This window comes from Gordonia sputi NBRC 100414 (genome assembly GCF_000248055.1).
Classification (GTDB): domain Bacteria; phylum Actinomycetota; class Actinomycetes; order Mycobacteriales; family Mycobacteriaceae; genus Gordonia; species Gordonia sputi.
Genome location: NZ_BAFC01000045.1, coordinates 1 through 12553, shown reverse-complemented (window position 1 = coordinate 12553; position 12553 = coordinate 1). Strand labels below are relative to the sequence as shown.

Genomic DNA, 12553 nt, shown 5'->3' with positions numbered 1-12553 from the left:
ATCAGAACTCCACCACGCCGAGGTCGATGACCACGGTGCCCGACGCGGAGGTGGGTGCGGCCAGCGCCAGGGATATCTCCGCGCCCTCCAGAAAATCCTCCACCAGCCGTAGCGGCACGTGGGTACCGCCCTGGGCGGCAATCGGGAAGTAGCGCACCGGCTTCCCGTCATGCATCAACGCGATCGTGATCATCTCATCGCTGCTGTTGCCGCCACGGAAGTAGACCGCCTGCAGCGTCGAGCCGTCGGGCACGGTCAGGGTGAGCGAGTCGTCGATGACCACGAGGGTCTCGAATCCGGCTCCCTTGAACGCGAACAGGCCTTGCAGAAATCGCGGTGTGCTGCTGTCACTCATGAGGTCTCAGGGCACCTTTCAGTAGACGTCACGCACGTAACGTTTATCGGCGGCAAGGGCTTTCACATATGCCTCGGCGCTGGGGCCGGACAACTTACCGTGTTCGGCGACGACCCGGGTCAGCGCGTCGTCGACATCGCGGGCCATGCGTGTCCGATCGCCGCACACGTAGAAGTGCGCACCGTCGGACAGCCATCGCCAGAGCTGCTCACCGTGCTCAATCATCCGGTCCTGCACATAGACTTTCGACTTCTGATCGCGGGAGAATGCGACGTCGAGCCGGTCCAACGACCCGTCGGCGAGCATCGTCTCGAGTTCGTCGCGGTAGTAGAAGTCGGTGGCCGCGTGCTGCTCCCCGAAGAACAACCAGTTCGGCCCACGATGACCCAGTAGCCGACGGTGATGCAGGAACCCGCGGAACGGAGCGATGCCGGTACCCGGGCCGACCATGATCATCGGGGCGTCCGGATCCTCGGGCGGCGAGAAGCCGGCATTGCGCTGCACCCAGATTCGGATGTCATCGTCGGCGGCGTGGTCGGCGAGGTAGGTCGAGCAGACGCCGTGGCGCGGGACGCCGTGCAGGTTGTAGCGCACTGCCGACACGGTCAATTGGACCTCGTCGGGGCTCTCCAGCGGACTCGACGAGATCGAGTACTGCCGGGGAGTCATCGGTGCCAGCTTCGACAGCCAGTCGGTCGCCGAAGCACGCATCGGGAACGTGGTGAGCAGGTCGGCGATCTGCCTGCCCCACAGCCAGTCGTCGAGATCGGACTTGTTCTCCGGCGCCAGCATCGACCGCAGATCCGCCGATGCTGCCCGGTCGCAGACGAATTCGAGGACACCGGGGCTGATCTTCGCGATCTCGAGACGCTCACGCAGGGCAATACCCAACGGCATGTCGTCCCCGCCGACGGTGACCACCGTGTCGGCGTCGAGCCCCGAGGTCTCCAGGAACGCCTCGACAAGTGGTGGGCTGTTGCGCGGCCACACCCCGAGGGCATCGCCGGCATCGTAGGTCAGAGTGTTCTCGGGCAGCGCGAAACCGAACTGCCGCACATCCTTTGCTGATCCGTCGCCACTGAGGCGGGTGTTCCGGACCAGCGAGGTCACCAGCGGGTTCTTACGACCGTAGGAGATCGGCGCGGCCGGCGCCGGCGGAGCTTCCGCAGGGGCGCTCGCCGACGGCAGCGCGGTGGCCAGTTCACCGGACACGGCGTCGAGCCAGCCCTGTGCCGTCGACTCGAAATCGGGTTCGCAGTCGACCCGGTCGAGGAGACGAGTGGCTCCCAGTTCGGCCAGCCGGTCGTCGAGTTTGCGTCCGAAGCCGCAGAATTCGTCGTAGCTGGGATCGCCGAAGGCCAGCACCCCGTACCGCACGCCGCTCAACGGTGGGACATCGTCGCCGGACAGTTGGTCCCAGAAGGATGTGGCATTGTCCGGGGGATCGCCGTCTCCGGTGGTGGAGGTGACGATCAGTACCGTGCTCTCCGGGGTGAGGGACGCCAGTCCGGCCTCGTCGAGAGTTTTGGTGGCGGCCGAATAACCCTGCGCGGCCAGCGATTGCGCGACCGTCGGCGCGTAGTCCTCGACGGTACCGGTCTGCGATGCCCAGAGCACCTCGACGGTCGGTGCGGAAGCCTGTTCCTCCGGCGCTGCTGTCAGCGGCCCGCCCGTGGTGGACGTCGATCGTGAGAATGCCCCGGCGAGAACACCATTCACCCAGGCGCGATTCTGTTCGGACAGCGGCGCCTCCGGCGGCAGCAGCGGTACGCCTGCGACCGACGCCTCGCTCTGCAGACCGGCCAGCACGCCTGCCACATAGGCTTGTTCGGTGCTCGATAGTGCAGGCGGCGTGATGGCCGAAAGCCCCAGGGTCACAGCAAGAGACGACGCCGGGACATCGGCCCGGGCCTGCGCCGATGCGGGTGTATCAGAGGTCGGCGCTGCGGCGACCTTCTCCAATGCCACGGCACTGACCTTGAACTCCGGTTGCAGCGACGCCGGGTCGACGGCGTCGTTGGTGACGGCGTTGATGGTGACGTCAGCACCGAACATGTCGCTCCAGTGAAACGGGGCAAAGCAGTTGCCGGGGCGTACGCGGTCGGTGAGGACTGCAGGCAGCACCGCGGCACCACGCCGCGAGCGGACGCGCACCGAATCCCCTTCGGCCACATCGAGAGCGGCCGCATCGTCGGGGTGGATCTCGACGAACGGTGACGGGTTGAGTTTGTTGAGTTTGGCCACCCGCCCGGTCTTGGTCATGGTGTGCCACTGGTGCGGCAGCCGTCCGGTGTTGAGGACCAGGGGGAACTCGTCGTCGGGCATCTCGGCGGGCGGAAGGCATGGTCGGGCGTGGAAGATCGCCCGCCCGCTCGGGGTGGGGAAGACGAACTCCGGTGTGGTGCCGTCGGCCCGCACCACCTTGGTCTGGCTACGGCCGTCGTTGAGGTAGCGGATCGGGTGGCGGTCGGCGTCGTCGTCGGGCGGGCACGGCCACTGCAGCGGGGTCTCGCGGAGACGCGCATAGCTGGCACCGCGAATGTCCCACCCGGTCTTGGGATTCCAGAAACGCTTGATCTCCTCGAACACCTCTTCGGCCGATCCGAAGGAGAATCCTTCGCCGTATCCCATCTCGGTGGCGATCCGGCAGATCAGTTGCCAGTCGGGTAGCGCGTCGCCGGGTGGCGCGACGGCGGGCTGGAAGAGGGTGAGGTTGCGTTCGGAGTTGATCATCACCCCGTCGGACTCGGTCCACAGGGTGGCAGGCAGTGCGACGTCGGCGTATGGCAGGGTCTCGTTCTCGGCGAACACATCCTGCACCACCACCAGCTCACAGCGCTGCAATGCGTCGATGACCCGCGACCGATTGGACACGCTGGCAATGGGATTGGTGCAGATGATCCAGCAGGCCTTGATCTTGCCGTCGGCCATCTGGTCGAACATGTCGATGGTGCCGGTCCCGACCTCACTGCGCAGGGTGCCGCGTGGCACCTCCCAGGTGTCCTCGCAGAAGTCACGGTCGGCCTCGGAGATCACCGCCCGCTGGCCGGGCAAACCCGGCCCCATGTAACCCATTTCGCGTCCGCCCATCGCGTTGGGCTGTCCGGTGAGCGAGAAGGGGCCACTGCCGAGGCGGCAGATCGCGCCGGTGGCCAGGTGCAGATTGATCAGCGCGTTGGTATGCCAGGTGCCGTGGATCGACTGGTTGAGTCCCATTGTCCAGCAACTCATCCAGTTCGTGGATTCGCCGATCCACGTTGCGGCCGTGCGGATGTCGGCCTCGGGGATGCCGGTGGTCTCGCTGACGAATGCTGGCGTGTACTCGGAGACGAACTCCTTGGTCGCGGTGAAACCCTCGGTGTAGCTCTCGACGAAGTCGTGATCGACGTTGTCGGCCTCGATCAACAGGTGCAGCAGACCGTTCAGCAGGGCGAGGTCGGTGCCGGGTTTGACCTGCAGGTAGAGGTCGGCCTTGGCCGCGGTGGCGGTGCGTCGTGGATCGATGACGACCAGCTTCGCGCCTGCCTTGACCCGTTCCATCATGCGCAGGAACAGGATCGGATGACAGTCGGCCATGTTGGAGCCGATCACGAAGAACAGGTCGGCGTGTTCGAAGTCCTGATAGGAGCCGGGTGGGCCGTCGGCGCCGAGGGACTGCTTGTAGCCGGTGCCTGCGCTGGCCATGCACAGTCGCGAGTTGGATTCGATGTTGATGCCGCGCAAATAGCCCTTGGTGAACTTGTTCGACAGGTACTGTGCCTCGGTCGACATCTGGCCCGACACGTACACCGCAACCGAATCCGGGCCGTGCTCGTCGGCTATCGCCCGCATCCGGCGTGCGGCGAAGGAGATCGCCTCGTCGATTCCGACCGACTCCCGGTCGGTGTCCCGGCTGGTCCGGATCGACGCCTTCTCCATCCGTCCCGGCGCGGCCAGCATGTCCGACGTGGTCGATCCCTTGGTGCACAACCGCCCGAAGTTCGTCGGATGGTCCTTACGTCCGGTGGTCTTGGTGACCAGCGGAAGTCCTGCGCCGTCGGGCGTCGACACGTGCAGCACCATCCCGCACCCCACCCCGCAGTAAGCACAGAGCGAGTCGACGGTGGAGGTCGCGGGCATGACTCCATGGTTGGAGCCGATTGTTTCCGATGCCATGAATGCGCGTTACCGGTCGATCACATGGTTCTCACACGGGCTGGTCGCGACTGTGAGTCGCGCAGACCCGCGGAGGTGAGCCGCGCGACGATCAGATCGGCCACCCGCGGGTCCGCGCCGATCGGTGCGGCAACGCCGTCGGCGCCATACTCGCTCAGGCGGGAGTGAAACAACCCGGGCGCCAACAGGTATGCGGCGATGAAGACCCGACGCCGCCGTGACCTGCGCGTCGCCGACACCACGTCGGGGACGCGCGGGGTCGCGGTGGCGACATAGCCGACCGACACGTCGTCGTCGATCAGCTCTCCGAGCTGACGAGCGGCGGTCTCGACGTCGGCCAGCGCGAGCGGGTCCGACGATCCGGCGGCGGCCATGACCACGGCGTCACCATCGCGCCAGCCTGCGGCGCGCAGTCGCTCGAGCATCAGCACCGCGAGCATCGGGTCGGGGCCCATGTTGTCGCACAATGTGACCCGCTGATGGCCACTGGCCTCGATGTGCTCCGGGATGTCGCGTCGGACGTGGTATCCGGCGGCAAGAAAGGCAGGCACGATGATCGCCGGTCCCGGGGTCTGCGCGAGCAGTTCCGACGGTGACGGACCGAGAACGTCGACGAAAGCCACGCGGGTCGTCCCCACGCGCTCCCCCACGAGTTCGGCGATGCGTCCGACGGTCGAGACTCCCGCAACCGAGCGGGTGCCGTGTGCCACGAGGATGGGTTGCGGACGGGTGGCAGCGGTGTGTTCAGGCTTCATCGGAATCGTTCTCGTCATATTCGAGGTCGACAGCCAAGCGGTATCCACGCTTGACCACCGTCTGGATCATTTTCGAATCGCCCAGCGCCGAGCGCAGTCTGGTGACCGCCATCTCGACGGCGTGGGTGTCGGTGCCTCCGCCGGGGAGTTCGTCGAGCATCGCCTTGCGCGAGATGACTTGTCCCGGAACACGATGCAGCACGCGCAGTAGCGCCATGCTCGAACCCGTCACCGAGTGAAAGCAGCCGTCGACGACGACGCCCGACGCCCGAAGGCTCAGGTCGTGCCCGGCGACGCGGAGCACACTCGCACGACGCGGCAGTTCCTCGGCGATCAGTCTGACGAGCGCACCGAGACGAAAGCGGGCGGGCTGCACCGTGGGAACCTGCAGCGCATGCAGGGGCCCCGCAGTCACATTGCCGACGCACATCGCAGGTACCGCGGTGCGCATGGCGTGCAGCAATGGTTCGAGTGCACCGGTGCGATGCGCCTGACCGAGCATCGACGCCACCGCAGGCGCGCTGGTGAACGTCACGGCGTCGAGGTCGCGGTTGATGACGGCGTCGATCATCCGAGCCATCGGGTCGGTGTCGTCCGGCGGAGTCCAGCGGTAGACCGGAACCGGGACGACCTCGGCACCCGCCTCGCGCAGCACGTCGCACAGGTCGGGTAGCGGCTCCCAACTCGTCGTCGCACCGTGGAGCTGTACGGCGACCCGCAGTCCCGCGACTCCCTCGTCGAGTAGCTCGCGAATGAGCTCGCTCGACGACTCGCTGGGTGGCGACCACTGCTCACGCAGGCCGGCCGCACGAATGGCGCCCTTGGCCTTGGGACCTCTCGCGAGCAGCCGAACCCCACCGAGTGTGTCCACGAGGTCGTCGGCGAGTCCCCACCCGTCAGCCGCCTCGACCCAACCCCGGAATCCGATTCCGGTGGTCGCCACCATGACGTCTGGCGGTTCTTTGAGGATCGACTCGGTGGCACGCTCAAGCTCGTCGTCGTCGATGAGCGGGATGATGCGAATGGCAGGGGCATGGATGACCTCGGCGCCACGACGTGTGAGCAGAGCGGCGAACTCGTCGGCTCGCCGCGCCGCTGTGATGCCGACGGTGAAGCCGGTCAGGGTCTTGTCCGGAGTCGCCGTGACAGTGGGTGAGTCGGAGGGTGTCATCGGGTATCGCTGATCTCGATGATCCCGATCTCGACCGTGCCGTCGACCACCCGCACCGGATACGTCTGCAGGGCCTGTGACTCATCGTCGAGGCACGCACCGGTATCGAGCGAGAACACCTGCTTGAGCAGCGGCGATGCGACGGTGGGCTCGCCGTTCCTGTCGCCGATGAGCCCGCGCGACATCACCGCAGCCCGACCGAAGGGGTCGATGTTGTCGACGACGCGCAGTGTGTCCTCACCATCGGACAGGCGGAACACCGCGACCTGCGTGCCGCCGACGAGTGCAGCGACACCACGGCCGACGGTCAATTGGTCGAGGGCGCACACCGGCACCCAGGTGCTTACGGCGTCGTCCAACGCGGTCATGGTGGTGTCTCCTTGAATCGTGTGGGCGTTCCGAGCAGCACCGGGACCTTGCGGCCCGACGAGTCGTCGAAGGCGATGGTCGGGTCGGGAGTCTCCGGGGCGTTGACAAAGGACACGAAGCGACGCAGTTTGTCCTCATCGTCGAGCACTGCGGCCCATTCGTCGCGGTAGCCGTCAACGTGCCTGGCGACCGCATCCTCGAGGTCGCCTCCGATACCCAGGATGTCGTCGCAGACGATCTCCCGCAACCGATCGAGCCCTCCGTCGAAGCTCTCCTGCCACGGCGCGGTGCGCTGCAACCGGTCGGCGGTCCTGACGTAGAACATCAGGTAGCGGTCGATGTAGCGCACCAGCGTCTCGTCGTCGAGTCCGGAGGCGAGAAGCTTTGCATGCGCTGGACTCTGGCCGCCATTTCCGCCGACGTAGAGGTTCCAACCATTCTCGGTCGCGATCACGCCGACGTCCTTGCCGCGTGCCTCAGCGCACTCGCGGGCACACCCCGACACACCGAGCTTGATCTTGTGTGGTGAGCGCAACCCGCGATAGCGATGTTCGAGACGGACCGCCATCGCCACCGAATCCTGCACGCCGTAGCGACACCAGCTCGAACCGACGCAGCTCTTCACCGTCCGCAGGCTCTTGCCGTAGGCGTGGCCCGATTCCATCCCGGCGTCGACGAGCCGACGCCAGATCTCGGGAAGCTGCTCGACGCGCGCACCGAACATATCGATGCGCTGACCACCGGTGACCTTGGTGTAGAGGCCGAAATCCTTGGCGATCTGACCGATCGTGATCAGCTGATCCGCGGTCACCTCGCCACCGGGCATCCGCGGAACGACCGAATAGGTGCCGTTCTTCTGCAGATTGGCCAGGAAGTGGTCGTTGGTGTCCTGCAGCGCGGCCTGCTCGCCGTCGAGGATGTGATCGCTCGACGTCGAGGCCAGGATCGACGCGACGGTCGGCTTGCAGATCTCGCAGCCACTCCCGGTCCCGAAGCGGGCGATCAACTCGGAGAAGGTGCGGATTCCGGTTGCCGCCACGATCGAGAACAGTTCGGCACGCGACTGTGTGAAGTGAGCACACAGCGCCTTGGACAACTCGACGCCGGAGTCGGCGAGGAGTCTGGTGATCGACGGCACGCAACCACCACACGTGGTGCCCGCCGACGTGCACCCCTTGATGTCGGCGACCGAGCACGCACCGTCGGCGATGGCCGAGCAGATCGCTCCCTTGGAAACGCCGTTGCACGAACAGATCTCGGCGTCGTCGGGCAGTGCCGACAATCCGATCCCGCCGCCTTCACCTGCCGCCGGCGCGATCAGCGACGACGGATCGCCCGGAATCTCGCGCCCCACCATCGGTTTCAGCATCGCGTAGGCGTCGGCATCACCGACGAGGATGCCGCCGAGCAGGGTCGACGCGTCGTCGGAGAGCACGAGCTTCTTGTACGTACCCGCGACGGGATCGGAGTAGACGATCTCGAGTGCGTTCTCGGTGACACCCATCGCGTCGCCGAAGCTCGCGACGTCGACGTCGAGCAGTTTCAGCTTCGTCGACATGTCGGCGCCGGGGAACGTCGCCTCGGCGGCACCGAGGATGCCGTCCGCCGCGATCTCGGCCATCGTGTAGCCGGGAGCGACCAGGCCGTAGCAGCGACCCTCGACCGCGGCGACCTCACCGATCGCCCAGATCGACGAATCGCTTGTGCGACAGCCGGTATCGGTGATGATTCCGCCGCGCTCACCGACGTCGAGGCCCGCCTGTCGACCGAGCGCGTCCTGTGGTCGGACACCAGCGGAGAACACCACGAGCGCGGCGTCGAGGACGGTCCCGTCCGACAGGGTGACCGCCAGAGAACCGTCATCGGCGTCGGCGATGGCCGTCGTCGACACCCCTGTGTGCACATGCAGACCGAGGTCGCCGACGAGCGATGCCAGCAACGCACCGCCGCCCTCGTCGACCTGCAGTGGCATCAGGCGGGGCGCGAATTCGACGATGTGCGGCGTCATTCCGAGCAACCGGAGTGCGTTGGCTGCCTCGAGTCCCAGCAGCCCGCCGCCGACAACGACACCAGGTGCGCCCGAGCCCGCGGACTCGGCGGTCGCGCGGATCGAGTCGAGATCGGCGAGGGTGCGGTACACAAAGCTCCGCGGATTGTCCTTACCCTCGACCGGCGGCACGAACGGATACGAGCCGGTGGCCAACACCAGCGTGTCGTAGCTGATCTCGTTGCCCGACGAGGTGACGATCCGTTTGCCGTCGCGGTCGATATCGGTGGCCGATTCGCCGAGGCGTACCTCCACAAGATCGTCGTCGGGGTAGGCGTTGCCGGCCAGGGCCATCGTCGTCGGGTCCCAGGAGCCGACGTAGCTCGACAGCCCGACCCGGTCATAGGCGGCGACCGGCTCTTCGCTCAGCACGATCACCCGGTACTGGTTCGCGGTGTCGCGTTCGCGGAGTTCCTGTACGAATCGGTGGCCGACCATGCCGTGGCCGACGACCACACAGGTGCGCGTGTCCATCGTTGGCGCCGAATCCATGTCGGGGGTCACTTCGCGGGTTCCGCTGCCGGGATGGTGGCCGCGGGAGCGTCGTCGACGACCGTCGAATCGACCGCGATGTCGGTGGTCTCGCGCTCCTCGAGCACGATCTCGCGTCGGGCGTAGAAGACCCAGGTGATGATCGCGGCGATCACATAGAAGCCGAGGAACACCCAGAAGGCAACCGTCGCAGACTGATTGGCCTTGTAGCTCGAACGCAGCACCAGGTTGATGCCGACGCCGCCGAGCGCACCGACCGCACCCGCGATACCGATGAGCGCACCGGACATCTTACGCGACCAGACCACACGGCCCATCGTGTCGAGGCCGGTGAGGTTGCGAGCCTTGTGTTCGAAGACGGTCGGAATGATCTTGTAGACCGAACCATTGGCGATTCCCGAGATCAGGAACAGCAGGATGAAGCCGATGATGAAGCCGATCAGCTGAGCGGTGCCGATCTTGTGGTGGGCGTGTGAGTCGGCGGCCATTCCGGAGATCACCAGCACCGCCGCCGACGCGATCATCGCGAGGAAGCACACGAAGGTGATGCGGCCACCACCGAAGCGGTCGGCGAGCTTGCCGCCGTAGGGACGCGCGATGGAACCGAGAAGCGGTCCGATCCAAGCGATTTGGGCTGCGGCGAGTGCGGCATTGCCGACGCCGGACGACTTGAAGCTGATCTGCAGCACCTGCGAGAAGGCAAAGCTGAAGCCGATGAACGAGCCGAACGTGCCGATGTAGAGGAGCGAGATCAACCACGTGTCGCGGTACTTCAGGCAATCGACCATGGAGCGGTAGCTCGAGGTCTGGTGGTCGAGGTTGTCCATGTAGATCGCGGCACCGATGGCGGCGAATGCGAGGGCGACGAGGTAGATGGCACACACGATCTCCGGCTCGTCGGACGCCAACCAGATGACCAATAGCCCGATCAACTGGATCACCGGGACGCCGATGTTGCCGCCGCCTGCGTTGAGCCCCAGTGCCCAGCCCTTGAGGCGGTGCGGGAAGAACGCGTTGATGTTGGTCATCGACGACGCGAAGTTGCCGCCGCCGAGGCCGGTGAGCGCTGCGGCGAAGAGGAACCAGCCGAACCCGAACTTGCCCGGGTTCATCATCAGGATCAACACGAGGGTGGTCGGGATCAGCAGCACGATCGCGGAGAAGATGGCCCAGTTGCGGCCGCCGAACTTGGCAGTTGCCTGGGTATACGGAATGCGAAGGCAGGCACCGACGAGGGTGGCCGTTGCCGTGATGGCGAACTTCTGGTCGAGGCTGATGCCGTACTTCGGCGACATGAACAGCACCATCACCGAGAACAGCGACCAGATCGAGAAGCCGATGTGCTCGCAGATGATCGACCAGACGAGGTTGCGCTTGGCGATCTGCGCGCCGCCGGCGTCCCAGGCCTGCCGGTCTTCCGGGTCCCATCCGGTGATGTGGTGTTTACGGGTGTACGCATAACTCATGGGGGTGCCGCTTCCTGCGATGGGGCTGAGGTGTCGCGACAATCGGCGGCGCGACGTGATGTGTCTACGACGATAGGAAGCGGCTGTTGCAGAAAGTTTTCCGTGCGTGACCCCGCCGTCACAGTCTGCTCACCTTTCGACGCAGCGAGATGTGAGAACTCTGCGGGGTACGAGAAGCGGGCTGTGAGAAGCAGCGAGACGACCAACTCGAGCAGTTGGGCGCAGCGTCGACAGCCGGGCTGTCCGCCCGGCGTCGTAGCGCAGACCTTACTTCTTCGGTGCGGCCTTTGCAGCGGGTGCGGGCTTGGCGTTGAGATCGGCCTCGATCATCGGCCAGGTGTCGTGGAGGTCCTGTTCCCAGTAGGCCCAGGAGTGCGTCCCGCCCGATCGGGTCAGGACCTTGTTGGGAACGTGGAGCTGCTTCATGCGCGCAACCATCTGCTGGGTGCAGTTGTTGACCGCCGCCTCGATGACCCCGCCGAGCAGGACCTGGTTGGCGAGAGTGACCGGGTCACCGTTGATCAGCGGCGAGTCGAGCCGATCGTATTGGCCGGGCAGTCCCGTGCCGCTTGTCATGTACACCTTGGTGCCGCGCAGCTTGGCCGCGTTCAGGTAGGGGTCGTTCGCTTGCCACCCCGGGCCACCCGGGACGCCCCACATGTTCACGATGTTTCCGCGTCCGCGATCACCCACGACCATCCGAATGTATTGCAGCCCAAGCGGATCGCTGGTTCGCGCACATCCACTGTAGGCCGCGACAGCCTTGTAGAGCTTGGGGTCCGCGATTGCGAGATTGAGCACCGATGTGCCGGCCATCGAGATGCCGGCGATCGCGTTGGCCTTGGTGGTCTTGAACTCCTTGTCGATCAACGGCGGAAGTTCTTTGGTCAGGAATGTCTGCCACTTGTTGCGGCCGAGGACCGGATCATCGCGCTGCCAGTCGGTGTAATACGAGAATGCACCGCCGATCGGGGTGACCACGTTGACGTTCTTGTCGGCGAAGAACTGTGCATACGACGTCTTGGCGGCCCAGGTTGCCGAATCCTCGCCTCCGCCTGCGCCATTGAGCAGGTAGAGGGTGGCTACCGGCTTACTGGTGTCCTTCGGATGCAGCACCGTGACCGGGATCGCCTTGTTCATCGACGCCGAGTAGACGATCAGCGTCGACTGCAGCGGCGTGTCATGCACGACGGTCTGGATGCTCGACGGGGGCGGAACGGGCGTCGGGTCGGCTGCGGCAATGCCGCTCATCGTGGCGGCACCGACGATCACAGCCGCGAGCGCGGTCAGAGCCGTCGCACACCGAACTCCACGAAGTCGCACCATCAGCCCCTTTAGTCACATCAATAACAACAGCCTCAAATGCTACTGCCGTGCGCCGAGCGTCGCCAAATGCTCAGTGGGGTCGTTAGGCAGTTGTGACCACGGCATACGCCGATCGCGCCCTATCCGGCGTCGTTACTCATCGAACTTCGGCGACAGCCTCATCCGCCGCGGCCGAAAGTAGGGGAAGGATTCTTTCCCCTAGTTCCTGCACCCCGCGAAGGCGGCGCCGACCGGCCCGGCGGCGCCAGCAACCCCTCCTCGACGCTCCCCACGCGCCGTCGAACTCTTCCCCGACTTGTCGACGCTTCCCCGCGCAACTTCTCGAGAAAGGGCACGAAACCCGCGGAAGGATTCTTTCCCCTACTTCCTGCGCCCCGCGCGGCCCACACCGACCGGCCCGACGGCGCCAGCAACAGA

Annotated in this window: 8 protein-coding genes; all 8 read right to left on the bottom strand. The window is 65.7% G+C overall.

The window, feature by feature from the left end; all coding sequences use genetic code 11:
- Position 1 precedes the first annotated feature (1 nt).
- The 8 genes from GOSPT_RS05950 to GOSPT_RS05915 all read right to left on the bottom strand — a co-directional run bounded on the left by GOSPT_RS05950 (position 2) and on the right by GOSPT_RS05915 (position 12136).
- Positions 2-355, bottom strand: a complete 354-nt coding sequence (locus GOSPT_RS05950; RefSeq protein WP_005204068.1) for a hypothetical protein — start codon at positions 353-355, stop codon at positions 2-4.
- An 18-nt stretch (positions 356-373) separates the two neighbouring features.
- Positions 374-4510, bottom strand: a complete 4137-nt coding sequence (locus GOSPT_RS05945; RefSeq protein WP_005204067.1) for a bifunctional nitrate reductase/sulfite reductase flavoprotein subunit alpha — start codon at positions 4508-4510, stop codon at positions 374-376.
- A 20-nt stretch (positions 4511-4530) separates the two neighbouring features.
- On the bottom strand, positions 4531-5265 hold the full coding sequence (locus tag GOSPT_RS05940; RefSeq protein ID WP_005204064.1) for a sirohydrochlorin chelatase: 735 nt from the start codon (positions 5263-5265) through the stop codon (positions 4531-4533).
- Positions 5255-6436, bottom strand: a complete 1182-nt coding sequence (locus tag GOSPT_RS05935) for a uroporphyrinogen-III synthase (RefSeq protein WP_005204062.1) — start codon at positions 6434-6436, stop codon at positions 5255-5257. Before GOSPT_RS05935 ends, GOSPT_RS05940 begins: the two co-directional genes overlap by 11 nt.
- Positions 6433-6804: a nitrite reductase small subunit NirD gene (gene nirD, locus GOSPT_RS05930; protein WP_005204060.1), complete on the bottom strand. Its 372-nt coding sequence runs from the start codon at positions 6802-6804 to the stop codon at positions 6433-6435. Before nirD ends, GOSPT_RS05935 begins: the two co-directional genes overlap by 4 nt.
- Positions 6801-9344, bottom strand: coding sequence for a nitrite reductase large subunit NirB (nirB, locus tag GOSPT_RS05925; protein WP_039854994.1), 2544 nt, complete (start codon positions 9342-9344; stop codon positions 6801-6803). Before nirB ends, nirD begins: the two co-directional genes overlap by 4 nt.
- Positions 9345-9352: 8 nt before the next feature.
- Complete coding sequence (locus tag GOSPT_RS05920; RefSeq protein WP_005204056.1) at positions 9353-10810, bottom strand: nitrate/nitrite transporter; 1458 nt, start codon at positions 10808-10810, stop codon at positions 9353-9355.
- Positions 10811-11077: 267 nt separating this feature from the next.
- Positions 11078-12136: an alpha/beta hydrolase gene (locus GOSPT_RS05915; RefSeq protein WP_005204054.1), complete on the bottom strand. Its 1059-nt coding sequence runs from the start codon at positions 12134-12136 to the stop codon at positions 11078-11080.
- Positions 12137-12553 lie beyond the last annotated feature (417 nt).